The 18,698-nt window shown below is 73.2% G+C and carries 14 protein-coding genes; 11 read left to right on the top strand and 3 right to left on the bottom strand.

The window, feature by feature from the left end; translation table 11 throughout:
* Positions 1-117: 117 nt before the first annotated feature.
* From IAI59_RS14410 to IAI59_RS14435, 6 genes are all read left to right on the top strand, one after another.
* Positions 118-3,174, top strand: a complete 3,057-nt coding sequence (locus IAI59_RS14410; protein ID WP_207415637.1) for an ATP-binding protein — start codon at positions 118-120, stop codon at positions 3,172-3,174.
* 149 nt (positions 3,175-3,323) lie between these two features.
* Positions 3,324-4,079, top strand: coding sequence for a response regulator transcription factor (locus IAI59_RS14415; RefSeq protein WP_207415636.1), 756 nt, complete (start codon positions 3,324-3,326; stop codon positions 4,077-4,079).
* Positions 4,080-4,088: 9 nt separating this feature from the next.
* Positions 4,089-4,841, top strand: coding sequence for an HD-GYP domain-containing protein (locus IAI59_RS14420; RefSeq protein ID WP_207415635.1), 753 nt, complete (start codon positions 4,089-4,091; stop codon positions 4,839-4,841).
* Between the two features lie 63 nt (positions 4,842-4,904).
* The gene (locus tag IAI59_RS14425; protein ID WP_207415634.1) at positions 4,905-5,660 is read left to right on the top strand and encodes an SDR family oxidoreductase; all 756 of its coding nucleotides are present in this window, start codon (positions 4,905-4,907) and stop codon (positions 5,658-5,660) included.
* Between the two features lie 194 nt (positions 5,661-5,854).
* Positions 5,855-6,361, top strand: a complete 507-nt coding sequence (locus tag IAI59_RS14430; RefSeq protein WP_207415633.1) for a PepSY domain-containing protein — start codon at positions 5,855-5,857, stop codon at positions 6,359-6,361.
* Positions 6,362-6,390: 29 nt separating this feature from the next.
* Entirely contained in the window at positions 6,391-7,050 is a 660-nt protein-coding gene (locus IAI59_RS14435; RefSeq protein WP_207415632.1) for a hypothetical protein, read from the top strand.
* A gap of 54 nt (positions 7,051-7,104) precedes the next feature.
* Here the strand turns inward: IAI59_RS14435 and IAI59_RS14440 are convergent, their stop codons facing one another.
* Positions 7,105-8,121: a polyprenyl synthetase family protein gene (locus IAI59_RS14440; protein ID WP_207416069.1), complete on the bottom strand. Its 1,017-nt coding sequence runs from the start codon at positions 8,119-8,121 to the stop codon at positions 7,105-7,107.
* 154 nt (positions 8,122-8,275) lie between these two features.
* Here IAI59_RS14440 and IAI59_RS14445 point away from each other — a divergent pair, with 154 nt between their 5' ends.
* The 4 genes from IAI59_RS14445 to IAI59_RS14460 all read left to right on the top strand — a co-directional run bounded on the left by IAI59_RS14445 (position 8,276) and on the right by IAI59_RS14460 (position 13,497).
* Positions 8,276-9,022 (top strand): tRNA1(Val) (adenine(37)-N6)-methyltransferase, encoded by a 747-nt coding sequence (locus IAI59_RS14445; protein ID WP_237181135.1) that lies wholly within the window; start codon positions 8,276-8,278, stop codon positions 9,020-9,022.
* A 64-nt stretch (positions 9,023-9,086) separates the two neighbouring features.
* Complete coding sequence (locus tag IAI59_RS14450; protein WP_207415631.1) at positions 9,087-11,345, top strand: glycosyltransferase family 4 protein; 2,259 nt, start codon at positions 9,087-9,089, stop codon at positions 11,343-11,345.
* The gene (locus tag IAI59_RS14455; protein WP_207415630.1) at positions 11,342-12,358 is read left to right on the top strand and encodes an NAD-dependent epimerase/dehydratase family protein; all 1,017 of its coding nucleotides are present in this window, start codon (positions 11,342-11,344) and stop codon (positions 12,356-12,358) included. Before IAI59_RS14450 ends, IAI59_RS14455 begins: the two co-directional genes overlap by 4 nt.
* A 77-nt stretch (positions 12,359-12,435) precedes the next feature.
* Complete coding sequence (locus IAI59_RS14460) at positions 12,436-13,497, top strand: alpha/beta hydrolase (protein WP_207415629.1); 1,062 nt, start codon at positions 12,436-12,438, stop codon at positions 13,495-13,497.
* Between the two features lie 3 nt (positions 13,498-13,500).
* Here the strand turns inward: IAI59_RS14460 and IAI59_RS14465 are convergent, their stop codons facing one another.
* On the bottom strand, positions 13,501-14,571 hold the full coding sequence (locus IAI59_RS14465; RefSeq protein WP_207415628.1) for a DmpA family aminopeptidase: 1,071 nt from the start codon (positions 14,569-14,571) through the stop codon (positions 13,501-13,503).
* Complete coding sequence (gene alaS / locus IAI59_RS14470; protein ID WP_207415627.1) at positions 14,568-17,216, bottom strand: alanine--tRNA ligase; 2,649 nt, start codon at positions 17,214-17,216, stop codon at positions 14,568-14,570. Before alaS ends, IAI59_RS14465 begins: the two co-directional genes overlap by 4 nt.
* Before the next feature lie 98 nt (positions 17,217-17,314).
* On the opposite strand from alaS, the gene IAI59_RS14475 reads away from it, so the two are divergent.
* Positions 17,315-18,652 (top strand): replication-associated recombination protein A, encoded by a 1,338-nt coding sequence (locus IAI59_RS14475; protein WP_207415626.1) that lies wholly within the window; start codon positions 17,315-17,317, stop codon positions 18,650-18,652.
* Positions 18,653-18,698 lie beyond the last annotated feature (46 nt).

Here is an 18,698-nt window from a genome sequence, read left to right on the forward strand (position 1 = left end):
TGGCTTGTGCCGGCGTCCCACGCCGGCGCAAGCTCGCCCCAGCACCATGCATCACCCCGCGCCCGCTCCCTGCCCCGCCGCGGCCCCCGCCCGTCCAGCCGGCGCGGGCCGCCAGGCATGAGCGTGCCTGCCGCCACGCCCGGCCACGCCGCCGGCGAGCCCGCCTTTTCGCGCCGCCTCGGCGCCGTGATGCTGGCCACCATGCTGGCGGTGCTGGGCGGCGGCGTCGCGCTGTCGCTGGCCATCGACCGCCAAGCCACGGAGCAACAGGTGCTGCACGCCACCGGCGTGCTGGCCGAGACCATCGGCGCCCAGGCCGGCGCGCTGGTGGGCGGGCTGGAACAGGCGCTGCTCGGCATCAACCACCTGGCCGGCTCCGGCGTGTCCGCCACCACCCTGGCCGCCACCATGGCCACACGGGAAAACGTGTTGCCGGACGGCGTGGTGCTGGCCGTGGTGGACAGCGCGGCCAACCCGGTGCTGGCCACCGCCGCCGGCCGGCGCCGCATGGCGGGCCTGCAATCGGGCGTGCTGGCGCGCGCGCTGGGTGCCATGGGGCCGGTGCCGGTCGGCCAGCTGACCTACCTGCCGCCCATCCGCAGCGTCGCTGGCTCCGTCCTGCCGCTGGCCGAGCGGCTGGAAGACGGCCGCATCGCCGTCGCCCTGCTGCCGCTGCGGCTGATGGAAGGCTTCTACGCCCGGCTCGGTCTGGGTTCCGGTGCCGCCGTGGCGCTGCTGGACGAATCCGGCCGCCTGCTCAGCCGCATGCCCCCGGTGCCGGTGGAGATGGTGGGCGAGCCGCTGCCCCGCGCCCTGCCCATCGCCGGCCTGCTGGCGCGCGGCGAGGGCTGGACCGGGCTCTACGTGTCCAACGCCGACGGCATCCCGCGCTACACCGCGATGCGCCCGGTGCCCGGCCAGCCGCTGGCGGTCGCCGTCGGTGTGCGCGACAGCGAGGCCCTGGCGCAATGGCGCCGCCGCGCCTGGCTGGCCAGCTCGCTCACCGTGCTGGCCATTCTCGCATCCGGCGGCGGCCTGCTGCTGGTGGGGCGCGAAGCGCGGCGGCGGCTGGACGCGCAGGCCTCCGCCTCGGCGCGGCTGGAACTGCTGGCGCGTGGCTCGGCCGGCATTGCCGCCATGGCGGAGCTGCCGGCGCTGCTCGGCCATGTGGGCCGCATGGCGCGGGAAACCCTGGCCGTGCCCTACGCCTGCATCGCGCTGCACGGCGCGGCGCGCGACGGCGGCCAGCACGCCGTCAGCCTGGCGCCCGCCGGCGGCTGGTTCCGCCCGCACAACGCCTGGCACCGCGCCCCGGACGAGCGCCACCGCCTGCCGCCCCGGCCGCCCGGCCAGCAACCGGCCGGGGAGCCGCCCCCCGCCCTGCTGTCCACGCTGGAGCAATGGGCCACCGACCCGGCGCTGGCCGCCGCCGCCCTCGGCCCCCGGCTGTTTCCGGCCGAGCCCCTGGCCGGGCTGCCCGCCCGCGCCGCCATCGCGCTGCGCGACGAGCAGGGGCGCCCGCTGGGCGTGCTGGCCGTGGCGCGCGCCGACGACACCGGCTTCTCGGCCGACGACGCGGCGATGCTGTCGCAGCTTGGCCGCATGGCCGGCATCGCCATCCGCAACCGCGCCCTGATCGCCGGCATGCAGCGCGCCGCCGAGGAAGCCTCCAGCGCGCGCGAGCGGATCGAGCGGCTGCTCGAATCGGTCAGCGACGGCTTCATCGCGCTGGATGCCAACTGGCACATCACCTACGCCAACGCCGCCGCGCTGCGGCTGGTGCGCCGCCGCCACGACCGCCTGGTGGGCCGTTCGCTGTGGGACATGTACCCGGTGCTGGTGGAGCTGGAAGCCTTCGAGCAGTTGCAGGCCGTCGCCTCGCTCGGCCAGCCGCGCGAGTTCGAGCAGCACTTCGCCGGCGCCCCCGGCCGCTGGTTCCAGTGCTACGCCTTCACCGCCGCCGACGGCGTGGCGGTGTTCTTTCGCGATGTCACGGAAACCCGCCACACGCAGGAGCTGATGCGCGCCAGCCAGCGCATGGAGGCGGTGGGCCAGCTCACCGGCAGCGTGGCGCACGACTTCAACAACCTGCTCGCCGTGATCATGGGAAACGCGGAGATGCTGGAAGACACGCTGGACCCGGCGGACCAGGAAAACCGCCACGCCGCCTGGCTGATCCGCGATGCCGGCGACCGCGGCGCGGCCCTGGTGCGCCGCCTGCTGGCCTTCGCCAGCCACCAGCCGCAGGCGGTGCAGGTGGTGGTGCCCGAAACCCTGCTGGAAGGGCTGCTGCCGCTGCTGCGCCGCTCGGTGGGCGACAAGGTGCGGCTGCTGCTGACGCGGCACGAGGCGCTGCCCCGCCTGCTGCTGGACCCCGGCCAGGCCGAGAATGCCCTGCTCAACCTGGCCATCAACGCGCGCGACGCGATGCCCGACGGCGGCACCCTGACCATCGCCCTGGCCCCCGCCGAGCTGGATGAGCCGGAGTTGGAAGGCTTTCCCGTCGCCCGCCCGGGCCGCTTTCTGCGCCTTTCCGTGACCGACACCGGCTCCGGCATGACGCCTGAGGTGCTGGCCCGCGCCGCCGAGCCGTTCTTTTCCACCAAGGCGGATGGCCGCGGCTCCGGACTCGGCCTCGCCTCCGTGTACAGCTTCGTGCGGCAAAGCGGCGGCGTGCTGCGGCTGGAAAGCCAGCCCGGCGAGGGCACGTGCGTGACCATGCTGCTGCCGGCCGACCCCGCCATCCCGCCCGCCGCGCCGGTGCCGGCGGAGCTGGCGCCCGTCCCCACGCCGCAGCATGGCGGCAGCGAGCACGTGCTGCTGGTGGAGGACGAGGCCTCGCTGCGGCACAACCTGACGCAGCAGCTGTCGCGCCTGGGCTACCACGTCACCGCGCTGGCCTGCGGCCCGTCGGCGATGGCGGCGCTGCGCGACGGGCTGCGGCCGGACCTCATGCTGCTGGACGTGATCCTGCCCGGCGGCATCAGTGGCCCGCGCCTGGCGGGGCTGGCGCGCCAGCACGTGCCGGACCTGCCGGTGCTGCTGATGTCCGGCTACGCTCTGGCCGCCGGCGGGGAGGAGGAAGGCGCGCTGCCGCTGCTGATCAAGCCCTGCCCGCAGGCGGTGCTGGCCCGGCGGCTGCGCCACATGCTCGACGCGCGCGAGTGGTCCTGAAGCCCCGCGTTACAATTTACCCGCGAGGGTTGGTGGCGCGAACACGCTTTGCTATCTTTCCTTACATGGATACGCGGTCCACAACCTTAGCAGTCTCACAATCCCGTGGACCCAACCGTGGTGGCAGAACCGTGATGGCTACGAGCACAATGGCAAGCGCCTTGGGCACGGCACCGATCCCGCAGCCCGCGCCGCAACCCCCCGGCGGCACCGAGGCCGCCGCCCCCGCCCGCATTCCCGTGTTGCTGGTCGAGGACGACCGGGACCTCGCCGACACGTTGCGCCGCGCGCTGGAGCGCGACGGCTTTTCCGTGGAGATCGCGGGCAGCATCGGCGCCGCCCGCGCGCATCTGGGCGCCGCGCGCATCATCCTGGTGGACCTCGGCCTGCCGGACGGCAGCGGCCTCAGCATGGTGCGCGACCTGGCCGGCCGGCGCGACCGCGGCATCCTGATCCTCACCGGCCGTGCCACCGAGGTGGACCGCGTGCTGGGGCTGGAACTCGGCGCCGACGACGTGCTGACCAAGCCGTTTTCCATGCGCGAGATGACGGCGCGCATCCGCGCCGTGTTGCGGCGGCTGGACGAGCCGGACCGGGCCACCGATTCCGGCACGGAAGTCGCGGGCGTGCTGCTGGACCCGGCGCGCCAGCGCATCTGCGGCCCGCAGGGCGAGGGCCACCTGACCGGCGCCGAGGCCGGGCTGCTGGCCATGATGCTGGCCGCCCCCGACCGCATGGCGGACCGCGAGGTGGTGGCGCAGCAGGTGCTGGGCTACGCCCTGCAGCCGCAGCAGCGCGGCGTGGACCAGTTCGCGTCGTCGCTGCGGCAGAAGCTGCTGGAAGCTTCCGGCGGGCGCATCCGCGTCACCGCCGTGCGCGGCCGCGGCTACCGGCTGGTCTGGTAGGCCGCCACCATGGACGGCATCGCCGCCGCCACCAGCACGCTGCCCGCTTCCGCCGCGCTGGGCGAGCCGGCCCTGGCCGCGGGCGCCGACCTGTCGCGCCAAAGCCTGCGCCTGCTGGCGGCCCTGCGCACGCACCATCCTGCCAGCGCCGACCATTCCATCCGCGTCGCCACCGTGCTGCTGGCCATGGCCAGCACCCCCGCCGCCCAGCTGGGCGAGCCGGCGCTGGTGGTCGCCGCCGGGCTGATGCACGACCTGGGCAAGCTGTTTCTCCCCGTGTCGCTGCTGGATGCCGCGCGCGGCCTGACGGCCGAGGAAACCGTGGCCATGCGCGCCCACCCCGGCACCGGCGCCGAAACCCTGACTGCCCTGCGCTTTCCCGACGCGGTGGTGGCTGCGGCGCGTGACCACCATGAGCGCTGGCTGGGCGGCGGCTACCCCAGCGGCTGCCGCGGCATCACCCTGTCGCCGCTGTCGCGCGCCGTGTGCGTGGCGGATGCCTTCGTGGCCATGATCGAGCCCGGCCGCTCCTACCGCCCGCGCCTGACCGTGGCGCAGGCCTTGACGGAGGTGGAGGCCTGTTCCGGCACGCAGTTCGACCCCGGCTTCGCCGCCGTGCTGGTGCAGGGCCTCGGCCCCGCCTTTCAGCAGGAGCTGGGGCTGGACGCCGCCCCCGGCCGCTGGCAGCCGCGCGAGCGTGCCGGCCTGCTGTTGTCGCACCGGCTGGAGCACGCGCTCGGCCTGCCGCCCTGCCCCTGGTAGCTTGCCACCCGGCCGCGCGCGCCGCACCCTGCGCCCCAGGGATACAACAGGGGAAACGGCCACATGGCTGAATCGAAGATCGCCGTCGTCACCGGCGCCGGCAGCGGCGTCGGCCGCGCCACCGCGCTGGCGCTGCTGGGCGCGGGCTGGAGCGTCGCGCTGGCCGGCCGCCGCGCCGACGCGCTGGCCGCCACGGCGGAGGCCGCCGGCGAGGCCGGGGCGCGCTGCCTGCCGGTGGCGACCGACGTGGCGGACGCCGCTTCCGTCGCCGCGCTGTTCGCCGCCGTGGCGCAGAAGTGGGGCCGCGTGGACCTGTTGTTCAACAACGCCGGGCGCGGCAGCCCTCCCGTGGATTTCGACGAGATCACCGCCGAGGACTGGCGCGGCACGGTGGATGCCAACCTCAACGGCGCCTTCTTCTGCGCGCAGTCGGCCTTTCGCATGATGAAGCACCAGTCGCCGCGCGGCGGGCGCATCATCAACAACGGCTCCATCAGCGCGCATGTGCCGCGCCCACGCTCGGCCCCCTACACCGCCACCAAGCACGCCATCACCGGACTGACGCGTTCCATCAGCCTGGACGGCCGGCCGTGGGACATCGCCTGCGGGCAGATCGACATCGGCAACGCCGCCACCGAGATGACCGAGCGCATGACCCAGGGCGTGCTGCAGCCGGACGGCTCCACCCGCGTGGAGCCGCGCATGGACGTGCGCCACGTGGCCGAGGCGGTGCTGCACATGGCGTCCATGCCGCTGGATGCCAACGTGCAGTTCATGACGGTGATGGCCACCGCGATGCCCTTTATCGGGCGCGGCTGACCGGCACCGCCGGTTCCCGCCACCGCCCGCCGCAGAAAACGCCCGCGGTGCCGCAAGCAAAGCCCAAGTCACCGCGGGCCTGACGGCACCGCCGGCGCTTTCCAGGGATCGTCACGCAAACATTGGGCGCCTGCGCCGTTAGGTGTTCATTCGGCGGCATCAAAGCCGCCAAAGAACAACAACGGAGAAGACGCATGCGATCCATGAAAACGCTGGCGCTGTTTGCTGGTCTGCTTGCCGCTCCCGCAGCCTTCGCCCAGGGCACCACGCCGGCCCAGCCCGGCACGCCGGGCACCACCACCGCCCCCGCCATGCCCGCGCCCGGCACCAGCGGCGGCAACATGGGCACCGGCACCGGCAGCGGCATGGGGTCCGGTTCCAACATGGGCACCGGCAGCAGCATGGGGTCCGGCAGCAACATGGGCACGGGCAGCAACATGGGCACCGGCACCGCCGCCCCCGCCGCCACGCCCCGCGCCGAGGGCCCGCCGACCACCACCACCCCCGCCGCCGGCGCCAACAGCTTCACCGAGGGCCAGGCGCGCAGCCGCATCGAGGCCGCCGGCTACACGGACGTGCAGGGGCTGTCCAAGGACGACCAGGGCGTGTGGCGCGGCAAGGCGATGCGCAACGGCACCCAGTCCGACGTCGGCCTGGACTTCCGCGGCAATGTCGTGACCGGTAGCGGCGCGGCGCGCTGAGCGGCAACGGACGCAGAAAAGGAAACGCCATGAACCAGACCATCACCCGGATGTTCGACACCCGCGAGCATGCCCTGGCCGCCGTGCGCGACCTGGAAGCCGCCGGCTTTCCGCATGACCAGCTCGGCATCGTCGCCAGCAACGCGGACAACAGCGGCGTCACCCACACCGGCACGGCCGACCACGCCGTGCATTCCGAGACCGCCGAAGGCGCCAAGAGCGGCACCGGCATCGGCGCGACGCTGGGCACGCTGGTGGGCGGCGGCGCCGGCCTAGCGGCGGGCCTCGGCGCGCTGGCTATTCCTGGCATCGGCCCCATTGTCGCGGCGGGCGCGCTGGTCGCGGCGCTGACCGGCGCGGGCGCCGGCGCGGTGGCGGGCGGCCTGGTGGGCAGCCTGACCGGTGCGGGCGTGTCGGAATCCGACGCGCATGTCTATGCGGAGGGCATGCGCCGCGGCGGCAGCCTGGTCACAGTCAGCGCGGACGACACCCGCCGGGCCGAGGCCGAGCGCATCCTGGACAGCCATGGCCCCGTGGACACGCGGGCGCGTGAAACCGATTACCGCGCCGGTGGCTGGAATGGCTACGACGAGGACAGCAGCATCGGCGCCACCCGCGATGGCGTGGCCACCGACCCGCTGGTGCCCGGCACCCCGCTGACCCGCCCGATCGGCGACCGCCAGATCTGATCCGGCGGCTTCAACGGAAAAGCCCCGGCCTGACGGCCGGGGCTTTTTTCGTTTCTACCGCGCGCGGGCGATGCAGAACTCGACCACATTGGCCAGCGCCTGCTTTTCTGGATTGTCGGGAAAGCCCGCCAGCGCCGCGATGGCGCGGTCGCCGTAGTCCCGCGCGCGGGCAATGGTGTCCTCGAAGGCGTGGTGGCGCTGCATCAGCTCCAGCGCCTGCGGCAGGTCCGCCTCGTCCTGCTGCCGCTCCTCCAGCACGCGCTTCCAGAAGCCGCGCTCCGCCTCGTCGCCGCGCGCGAAGGCCAGCAGCACGGGCAGGGTGATCTTGCCTTCGCGGAAGTCGTCGCCCACCGTCTTGCCCAGCGTTTCCTGCTTGGCGGAATAATCCAGCGCGTCGTCCACCAACTGAAAGGCGATGCCGAGGTTGCGGCCATAGGCGTCCAGCGCCTCGGCCTCCGCCTGCGGCCGGTCGGCCACCACGGCGCCGACGCGGGTGGCAGCGGCGAACAGCGCCGCCGTCTTGCCCTCGATCACGTCCAGATACTGTTCCTCGGTGGAGGAGGTATCGTTCTGGATGACCAGCTGCAGCACCTCGCCTTCCGCGATGGTGGCGCTGGCGCCGCACAGGATGCGCAGCACTTCCAGCGAGCCGTCCTCGACCATCAGCTCGAAGGAGCGGGCGAACAGGAAGTCGCCCACCAGGACGCTGGCCTGGTTGCCGAACACCGCGTTGGCGCTGGCGCGGCCGCGCCGCAGGTCGCTCTCGTCCACCACGTCGTCGTGCAGCAGCGTGGCGGTGTGGATGAACTCCACGCAGGCGGCCAGCCGCACGTGGCGGTCGCCGCGGTAGCCGCACATGCGGGCCGCCGCCAGCGTCAGCAGCGGCCGCAGCCGCTTGCCGCCCGCCGCGATCAGATGCGCCGCCAGTTGCGGGATCAGCGCCACCGGGCTTTGCATGCGCTCCAGGATCTGCCGGTTGCAGGCGTCCAGGTCCTCGCGCACCAGCGCCACCAGGGCGGTCAGCGCGTCCTCGCTGTCGGGTGCGGGCGGCGTCTTCAGGGCGGGGGACATCACGCGGGGATTGACCTCTGGGCTGGCGGCCGCACCATAGCCACCGGGGTCCGCACCAGCAAGCCGAGCCCATTCCCCGCCGGAGCCAACCACCCTGCCCCCTTCCCCCACCGGCCCCGCCCGCTGGCGCCCGCCCGAACCCCCGCCGCCCCTGGTGCTGGACACCCTGACGGAAGACACGCTGCTCGGCGGCCGCGTGCGCCTGCTGCAACCGCGCACCGGCCTGCGCGCCGGGCTGGACGCGGTGCTGCTGGCCGCTGCCATTCCCGCCCGCCCCGGCCAATGCGTGCTGGAAGGCGGCTGCGGCACCGGCGCCGTGTTCCTGTCCCTGATGGCGCGCGTGCCGGAGCTGCGCGTGGTGGCCGTAGAGCGCGAGCCGGCGCTCGCCGCCCTGGCCCGGGACAACGCAGGGCGCAACGGCTGGGCCGACCGGGTGGAGGTGCTGCAGGGCGACATCGCCGACCCGGCCCTGCTGGCCGGCCGCCGCTTCGACCACGGCTTCGCCAACCCGCCCTACTGGCCCGGCGGCACCCTGCCCCCCGGCCGGCTGCGCCGCGCCGCGACGCATGAGGACCACGGCCCGCCCCTGGCCGACTGGGCGCGGGCGCTGGCCGCCCCGCTGGCGCATCGCGGCAGCGTCACCTTCGTGCTCCCCGCGTCCCGCTTCGCCGAGGCCGCCTCGGCCCTGCATGGCGCGCAATGCGGCGGCGTGGCGCTGCTGCCGCTGTGGCCGCGCGCCGGCCAGCCCGCCCGCCGCGTGCTGGTGCAGGCCCGGCTGCGCGGCCGCCAGCCGGACTGGCTGTCCCCCGGGCTGGTGCTGCACGAGGAGGGCGGCTGGACGGCGGCGGCCAACGCCGTGCTGCGGGACGGCGCCGCCCTGCCGCCGCGCCAGCCCGGCTGAGCGGCACCTTCGCGCCCGCAGCATCGTTGCGCCGGCCTGGGCTGTGCTTTACCACCACCCCCGCATGTCCTCCCTTTCCGCCGACCCGGATGCCCTGCTGCAACTGGCCGACCGCCAAAGGCAGGCGCGCGACTTCCTGGCCGCCGCCGAATCCTACCGCGCCTTCACGGAGCTGCGGCCCGATGCCTGGGGCATCCGCGTGCAGCAGGGCCACTGCCTCAAGGAAGCCGGCCGCGTGGCCGAGGCCCTGAGCTGCTACCGCGACGCCGAGGCTGCGGCCCCCGACGACGCCGACCTGCAACTGCAGATCGGCCACGCGCAGAAGATGCTGGGCCGCTGGCGCGATGCCGCCCGCAGCTACGCCCGCGCCCTGGCGCTCGCCCCCGGCAACGACGACGCCCGGCGCGAAGCGGACAGCACCGCCGAATGGAGAAGCGGCCCGGAGATCGAGGCCGCCGACCGCGCCGCCCTCGGCCTGCCGCCCGGCGAGGCGGAGGACGGGAGCGAGCCGGAGGCGCCGGACACCCTGTCCGTGGTGTTCGACATCACGGACCTGCTGCACTTCTTCGCGGCCCAGCGCACCCCGACCGGCATCCAGCGCGTGCAGCTCGGCATCGTATCCCGCGCCCTGCGCGCCGCGACGCCCGGCATGGCGCTGTCGCTGGCCATGTTCGACAGCCGCAGCCGCTGCTGGCGCGCCGTCGGCGCCCCCGGCTTTCTGCGCCTGTGTGCCCTGTCGGCCGAAGGGTCGGACGCCGCGGACCCGGCCTGGACCGCGCTGCGCGATGCCCTGCGCCGGCAGATCAACGGCCGTCCGCCCCTGCGCTTCCGGCAGGACGCGCTCCTGGTCAACCTCGGCAATTCCTGGTCCATGCCGGACTACTTCCGCGCGCTGCGCATCGCGGCGCGGGAAAGCGGGCTGCGCTACGTGCCCTTCGTGCACGACTGCGTGCCGCTGATCGTGCCGGAGCATTGCCTGGCCGATCTGGTGCGCAACTACGCCCGCTGGTTCGGCGGCGTCGGCCTGCACGCCCACGGCATCCTGTGCAACTCCGAGAACACCCGCCGCGACGTGGAGCGCCACCTGCGCGCCCTGCTGCCCGAAGGCCCCCTGCCCCCCGCCTTCGTGGTGCGCCTGGATGCCGACCCCCGCGCCCTGCTGCCGGCTGCCACCGCCGATGCGCCCCTGCCGCCCGCGCTGCGGGAGGACGAGCCCTTCGCGTTGTTCGTCGCCACGCTGGAAAGCCGCAAGAACCACCTGCTGGTGTTTTCCGCCTGGCTGAACCTGCTGCGCCGCCTGGGGCCGGACGCGGTGCCCCGGCTGGTGTGCGTCGGCAAGCCGGGCTGGCACGCGGAAGCCGCCCTCGGCCTGCTGCGCGGCGCGCCGGAGCTGAAGCGCCACGTGCTGTTGCTGCACGACGTGTCGGACGCGGCGCTGGACGCGCTGTACCGCCGCGCGCAGTTCACCGTCTACAACAGCCACTATGAGGGCTGGGGCCTGCCCATCACGGAAGCCTTCGCGCATGGCCGCATTGTCGTCACGCCGCGCCATTCCGCGCTGGTGGAGGCGGGTGGCGAGGCCGCGCTGTACTTCACCCCGCAATCCCTGCCAGAGCTGACCGCGCTGCTGGAACGCGTGATGCTGGACGGCCCCTTCCGCGCGGAACAGGAAGCCGTGGTGCGCCAGAAGGGCCGCCCCCGTTCCTGGGACGCGGTCAAGGACGAGGCGCTGGACGCCATCGCCGCCCTGGCCGCGCGCCCCGCCACCCCCGCCGCCCCGCCGCCGCTGCGCCCCGGCCACCGCTACAGCTTCGCCCATGGCGAGGCGACGGAACCGCGGCTCGACCCCGTGATGGCCGACCTGGTGCGCCACGGCACCGGCTGGTTTCCGCTCGACGACTGGGGCGTGTCCGCCGCCGCCGACCTGTCCACCCTGCGCCTGCCGCTGCCCGATGCCGCCCCCGCCGCCCCGCTGCGGCTGTACCTGGAAATGCAGGCGCCCCGCGCCGCCATGCCCGGCGGCACCATGGACATCCTGCTGCGCGCCGGCGCGCCAGGCGGGCCGGTCACCAGCTTCGCCGTTCCGTTGGAATGGGGCGAGGCCGCCACCTGCGTGTTCGACCTGCCCGCCATCGCCGGCCCCGTGCTGCAGGTGGAGATCGACAGCGGCGAGGGCGTGCGCGCCCTGCAGCATGGCGAGGCCCGGCTGCTCGGCGTCGGCCTGCGCGGCTTCATGCTGTGCCGCCAGGACGACCACCTGTCCCGCATCGCCTTTCTGGAGGCGCAGAGCCTGTCCAGCGTCATTCCGGAGCCCACGCCGTGACCCCCAGCCTGCAAGGCGCGCATGTTCTCGTCACCGGCGCCGCCGGCTTCGTGGGCGCGGCGCTCAGCCAACGCCTGCTGGCCGAGGGCGCGCGCGTCACCGGCTGCGACAACCTCAACACCTATTACGACCCCGCCCTGAAGCAGGCGCGGCTGGACGGGCTGCTGGGCCGGCCCGGCTTCGCCTTCCACCGGGTGGAGCTGGCGGAGCGCGACGCGCTGGGCGCGCTGTGGCGCGAAGCCAGGCCGGACCACGTGGTGCACCTCGCCGCCCAGGCGGGGGTGCGGTATTCCATCGACAACCCGCGCGCCTACGCGGCCTCCAACCTCGATGGCTTTCTGGAAGTGCTGGAAGCGGCGCGCGAGACGCCCGTGAAGCACTTGGTCTACGCCTCATCCTCTTCCGTCTACGGCGCCAACACCAAGGTGCCCTTCTCGGAAAAGGACGCGGTGGAGCAGCCGGTCTCGCTCTACGCCGCCACCAAGCGCGCCAACGAGCTGATGGCGCAAACCTACGCGCACCTGTACCGCATCCCCGCCACCGGCCTGCGCTTCTTCACGGTCTACGGGCCGATGGGCCGGCCGGACATGGCCTACTGGGGCTTCACCAAGGCGTTGTTCAGCGGCGCGCCCATCAACGTCTTCAACCATGGCAACGTGTGGCGCGACTTCACCTTCATTGACGAGATCGTCGAGGCCATCGCCCGCCTGACGCCCCGCCCCCCGGCCGAGGCCGATGAGCCGGGCCGCGTGGCGCCCGAAACGCCGCACCGCATCTTCAACATCGGCAACGACACGCCGGTGAAGGTGGACGAGTTCCTGGGCATCCTGGAACGCCTAACCGGCCGCACCGCCAACCGCCGCGACCTGCCCATGCAGCCGGGCGACGTGGAGCGCACCTGGGCGGATGTGTCCGCGCTGCGCACCGCCATCGGCTTCGCGCCGCGCACGACGCTGGAGGAAGGGCTGGGCCGCTTCGTGCAATGGTACCGGGAATACCACCAGATCCGCTGACGGCCGCTTGCCGCCGGCCCGGCATGGGTCCAGGCTCCGCCCCGGCAGGCCGGCAACAGGCCGCCGGAGGACAACCCATGCCGCTTTTCCGCTTCCGCCCGGCCCTGCTGGCCACCACGGCCCTGCTGCTGGCCGCCCCCGCCCTGGCCCAGGCCCCCGCGGCGCCCGCCGCGCGCGAGGTGCCGGCCAAGAGCATCCCCGTGCCCGGCACCGTCAGCCCGCAGATGCAGGCCATCATCGGCCAGCCGCTGCGGCAGAACTGGGACAAGCCCCCCACCACGCCCGAGGGCTGGCGCGCCCTGGCGGAAAGCAACGTCGCCGCCGTGGCGCCGCAGATCCCCGCCATGGCCGAGCGCATGCGCGTCTCGATCGAGCCTTCCACCATCGACGGCGTGCGCGTCTACACCATCACGCCGGCCGACATGCCGGCCGGCAACCGCAACCGGCTGGCGGTGCATGTGCATGGCGGCTGCTACGTGCTGAACCCGCGCGAGGCCGCCTTGCCGGAAGCCATCTTCCTGGCCGGCTTCGCACGCATGACCGTGATCGCGGTGGATTACCGCATGCCGCCGGAGGCGTATTTCCCGGCGGCGCTGGACGATGCCATGACGGTCTACAAGGCCGCCATCCGCCGCGTGCCGCCGGCCAACCTGGCGGTGTTCGGCAGTTCCGCCGGCGGTGCCCTGACGCTGGAGATGATGCTGCGCGCCAAGCAGGAAGGCCTGCCCATGCCCGGCGCCATCGCCCCCGGCACGCCCATGTCGGACGTGACCAAGCAGGGCGACAGCTTCCAGACCAACGCCCTGGTGGACAACGTCCTGGTCTCGCCCGATGGCTTCTGCGATGCCGCCACCCGCTTCTACGCCAACGGCCACGACTTGGCGGACCCGCTGCTGTCGCCGGTTTATGGCGACGTGCGGGGCTTTCCGCCCACCATCCTGACCACCGGCACGCGGGACCTGCTGCTCAGCAACACCGTGCGCATGCACCGCGCCCTGCGCCAAGCGGGCACGGAGGCCTCGCTGCAGGTGTATGAGGGCCAGTCCCACGCGCAGTTCTACCGCGACGACCGGGTGCCCGAGGTCAAGGAAGCCTTCGGCGAGATCGCACAGTTCTTCGACCAGCACCTGGGCCGGTAACGCCTATCCGGCGTCGGGCCGCCGCAACGCGGCCCGCACGGCCTCGATGTCGATGGCCTCCACCCGGCGCTTGCGGCCCGTCGCCGGGTCGCGGCTTTCCACCGTGGTGGCGCGCAGCAGCGAATTCAGCACCGCCTCCTCCACCGCCTCGGCGGCGGCGACGAACAGCGGCGACATGCGCTCGTTCGGCCAGTCCGCAACCATGCCCCCCGCCGCCGGGCGCCGCACGCCCGGGTGGGTGGAAAACGCAATGGCATAGTCGCCCGAGCCGTCCGAGAAGGCCGCGCCCGTGCGCGCCAGCCCCGCCATGGCGCGCAGCGCCAGCCGCGCCAGGTTGCGGTCGGACAAGGGTGCGTCGGTGGCGATCACCACCATCACGGAGCCGTCCGCGTCGCCTTTGTCCGCATGCTCGCGCAGATAGAAGCGCCCCAGCATCCGCCCCACCGGCACGCCATCCATCAGCAGCGCGCCGCCGTAGTTGCTTTGCACCAGCGCGCCGACCGTGAAGCCGCCCAGCGCCGCCGGCAGCAGGCGGGAAGACGTGCCGATGCCGCCCTTCCAGCCGAAGGCCACGGTGCCCGTGCCGGCGCCGACGCTGCCTTCCGCCACCGGGCCATCCGTGGCGCCATCCAGCGCCAGCAGCACGTCCTGGCTCGTGATGCCGCGGGCGCGGATGTCGTTCAGCCGGCCGTCATTGGTTTCGCCCACCACGGCGTTGACCGAGCGCGCCTCGGGGTTGCGCGCCAGGGTCCAGTCCACCACCGCCTCCACCGCGCGGCCAACGGCCAGGGTGTTGACCAGCACGATGGGGCTTTCCAGCTCGCCCAGCTCCTGCAGCTGCGTGGCGCCCGCCAGCTTGCCGAAGCCGTTGATCACCGCCAGCCCCGCCGGCACCCGCTCCGCGAACAGGTTGCCGGAATGCGGGCGGACGGCGGTGACGCCAGTGCGCGTTCCCTCCCCCGCGATGCGGGTTTCCTGGCCCACCAGCACGCCCGCCACATCCGTGATGGCATTCAGCGGCCCGGGCGCGAACTGCCCCGGCCGCAGCCCCAGGTCGCGGGCGCGCGGCCTCACGCCGCCAGCGCGGCCCGGATGGCGGCCAGCGCCTCGTCGGCCTTCGCCGCATCCGGCCCGCCGGCCTGGGCCATGTTGGGCCGCCCGCCGCCGCCCTGGCCGCCGACCGCCGCTGCCGCCGCGCGCACCAGCGCCACCGCATCGGCCTTGCCCGCGCCACCGGCGCCGACGCCGACCACGATGCTCGCCTTGCCATCGGCGGTGGACACCAGCGCCACCACGTCGGCCGCGTCCGACTTCAACAGCGCCTCGGCCACGCCGCGCAGGTCCTTGGGCGGGATCTCGCCCAGGTTGCGGGCGGAAAGTCGCACGCCGCCCACTTCCTCCGCCGCCGCCGCGCTGCCGCCGGTCGCCATCTGCTTGCGCAGCTCGGACATCTCGCGTTCCAGCTTGCGGCGCTCTTCCAGCAAAGCCGCGATGCGGCCGGGCAGCTCGGCGGGGCGGGCCTTCAGCAGGCCCGCCGCCTCGCGCAGCACCTTCTGCTCGCCTTCCACCAGCGCCAGCGCCGCCTCGCCCGTCACGGCCTCCACGCGGCGCACGCCGGCGGAAACGGCGGCCTCGGCCACGATCTTGAACAGCCCGATATCGCCGGTGCGGCCGACATGCGTGCCGCCGCAGAGTTCCAGCGAATACACGCCGTGCTTGCTGGTGGCCTCGGGGTCGAAGCCCATGCCGACCACGCGCACCTCGTCGCCGTACTTCTCGCCGAACAGCGCGGTGGCGCCAGCCTCCACGGCGGCTTCCGGCGTCATCAGCCGCGTCACCACCTCGGCATTCTCGCGGATGCGCCCGTTCACCTCGGCCTCGACCCAGGCCAGGTCTTCGCTCGTCATCGGCGTCGGCTGGCTGACGTCGAAGCGCAGCCGGTCCGGCGCATTCAGGGAACCCTTCTGCGCCACGTGGTTGCCGAGCCGCCGGCGCAGCGCCTCGTGCAGCAGGTGGGTGGCCGAGTGGTGCGCGCGGATGGCGCCGCGCCGGGCATGGTCCACCTCCGCCACCACCGCCTGCCCGACCGAAGCCTCGCCCGCCTCGACCACGCCCAGGTGCAGAAACAGCCCCAGCTTCTTCTGCGTGTCCCGCACCGCGATGCGCAGCCCGCCCGGGCCGGTGATCACGCCGGCATCGCCCACCTGGCCGCCGCTTTCGGCGTAGAACGGGGTCTGGTTCAGCAGCACGCCGACCTCGGCGCCGGTGGCCGCCTTGTCCACGGCCGCGCCGTTCACCACCAGCGCCAGCACCTCGGCCTCCGCGCGCTCGGTGGAATAGCCCAGGAACTCGCTGGCATCGCCCAGCTTGTCCTTGAGGTCGAACCACAGCGTCTCGGTCGCCGCCTCGCCGGAGCCGGACCAGGCGGCCCGTGCCCGGCGCTTCTGCTCGGCCATCGCCGTTTCGAAGCCCGCCACGTCCACGGAGCGGCCCTCGGAGCGCAGGGCGTCCTGCGTCAGGTCCAGCGGGAAGCCGTAGGTGTCGTACAGCTTGAAAGCCACGTCGCCCGGCAGCGTGCCGCCCTCGCCCAGCCGCGCCGTCTCGTCCGCCAGCATGCCGAGGCCGCGCTCCAGCAGGGAGCGGAAGCGGTTCTCTTCCAGCTTCAGCGTCTCGCTGATCAGCGCCTCGGCCCGCACCAGCTCCGGGTAGGCCGCGCCCATCTGGCGGATCAGCGCCGGCAACAGCCGGTACAGCAGGGGCTCCTTGGCGCCCATCATGTGGGCGTGGCGCATGGCGCGGCGCAGGATGCGGCGCAGCACATAGCCGCGCCCCTCGTTGGAAGGCATCACCCCGTCGGCGATCAGGAAGGCGCCCGAGCGCAGGTGGTCCGCCACCACGCGGTGGCTGATCTTGAACGGCCCGTCCGGCGCCTGCCCGGTGGCCTCGGCCGAGGCCAGGATCAGGGCGCGGAAGGTGTCCGTGTCGTAGTTGTCGTGCACGCCCTGCAGGATGGCCGCGAAGCGCTCCAGGCCCATGCCGGTGTCGATCGAGGGGCGCGGCAGCGGGTTGCGGGTGCCCGCCGGCTCCTCGAGATACTGCATGAACACGAGGTTCCAGATCTCGATGAACCGGTCACCGTCCTCGTCCGGCGAGCCCGGCGGGCCGCCGGGGATGGACGGGCCGTGGTCGTAGAAGATTTCGGAGCACGGGCCGCAGGGGCCGGTGTCGCCCATGCGCCAGAAGTTGTCCGAGGTCGCGATGCGGATAATGCGCTCGTCCGAAAGCCCGGCGATCTTGCGCCACAGGGCGGCGGCGTCCTCGTCCTCGGAATACACCGTGACCAGCAGCTTGTCCTTGGCCAGGCCGAAGTCGCGGGTCAGCAGGGTCCAGGCGTGCTCGATTGCCTGTTCCTTGAAGTAATCGCCGAAGGAGAAGTTCCCCAGCATCTCGAAGAAGGTGTGGTGGCGCGCGGTGTAGCCGACGTTGTCCAGGTCGTTGTGCTTGCCGCCGGCGCGCACCGACTTCTGGGCGGAGGTGGCGCGCGAATACGGCCGCTTCTCCTGACCGGTGAAGACGTTCTTGAACTGCACCATGCCGCTGTTGGTGAACATCAGCGTCGGGTCGTTGCGCGGCACCAGCGGCGAGGATTCCACCACCGTGTGGCCGTTGCGGGCGAAGTAATCGAGGAAGGTGGCGCGGATATCGTTGCTGCTGGTCATATTCCGTCGTTTCGCCCGAAAGAGAATTTGGCGCCTGAATTAGCCCGGATGCCCCAAGGCTGGGAAGCCCTGGGCACCCTGCCCTATACTGCGCGGCCATGCCCCGCAAAGCCGCCGCCCCCGCTGAAGACCTGTTCGCCCCGGAACCCGGCGCCGCCCCCGCGCCCGCCACCCAGCCGCTGGCTGACCGCCTGCGCCCGGCGACGCTGGCCGAGGTCGCGGGCCAGGACCACCTGCTCGGCCCCGGCGCGCCGTTGGCCCGCATGGTGACGGCGCGCGCCATCAGCTCCATGATCCTGTGGGGCCCGCCCGGCACCGGCAAGACCACCATCGCCCGCCTGCTGGCCGGCGCCACCGACCTGCGGTTCGAGGCGGTCTCGGCCATCCAGGGCGGCGTGGCCGACCTGCGCCGGGTGTTCGACGCGGCCCGCGCCCGCCGCACCTCCGGCCAGGGCACGCTGCTGTTCGTGGACGAGATCCACCGCTTCAACCGCGCCCAGCAGGACGCCTTCCTGCCCTATATCGAGGATGGCACCATCGTCCTGGTCGGCGCCACGACGGAGAACCCCTCCTTCGAGCTGAACGGCGCCATCCTGTCCCGCGTCCGGGTCTTCATCCTGAACGCGCTGGACGAGCCCGCCCTGCGCGCCCTGCTGGACCGCGCGGAAGCCCATCTCGGCGCCCCCCTGCCGGTCACGCCCGAGGCGCGCGAGGCGCTGATCGAAATGTCCGGCGGCGACGGCCGCTACATGCTCAACATGGCCGAGCAGATCGCGACGCTCGCCGGCGGCGAAACCCAGGACATCCCGTCCATGGGCCAGCTCCTGCAACGCCGCATGCCCTCCCACGACAAGGCGGGCGACGGGCATTACGACCTGCTCAGCGCCTTCCACAAGTCGCTGCGCGGTTCCGACCCGCACGCCGCGCTGTACTACGCCGCCCGCATGATCCAGGCGGGCGAGGCGCCGGAAGCGGTGTTCCGCCGCCTCGCCTGCGCGGCGTCGGAGGATGTCGGCATGGCGGACCCGCAGGCCATGGTGCAGGTCGCCACCGCCTGGCAGATGTTCGAGCGCATCGGCTGGCCGGAAGGCCGGCTGTTCCTGGCCCAGGCCATCAACTACGTCGCCACCGCCCCCAAATCCAACGCCAGCTACAACGGCTGGAACGCCGCCATGGCCGCCGCCCAGCGTTCCGCCCACGTGGCCCCGCCCATGAGCATCCTTAACGCCCCCACCAAGCTGATGAAGCAGATGGGCCGCCACGCCGGCTACCAGTACGACCACGACCACCCGGACGCCTTTTCCGGCCAGCAGTTCCTGCCGGACGAGCTGGAAGGCCAGACCTTCTTCGCCCCCAACGAGCGCGGCTTCGAGCGCGACGTGAAAAAGCGCCTGGACTACTGGTCCGGCCTCAAGGCCCGCCGCCGCGACGGCTGAGCGCGGCCCCGCATGTCCAAGCTTTCATGCACCGCCCGCCCCGCCT

Origin of the sequence: Roseomonas haemaphysalidis (assembly GCF_017355405.1) — a bacterium.
Lineage (GTDB): Bacteria > Pseudomonadota > Alphaproteobacteria > Acetobacterales > Acetobacteraceae > Pseudoroseomonas > Pseudoroseomonas haemaphysalidis.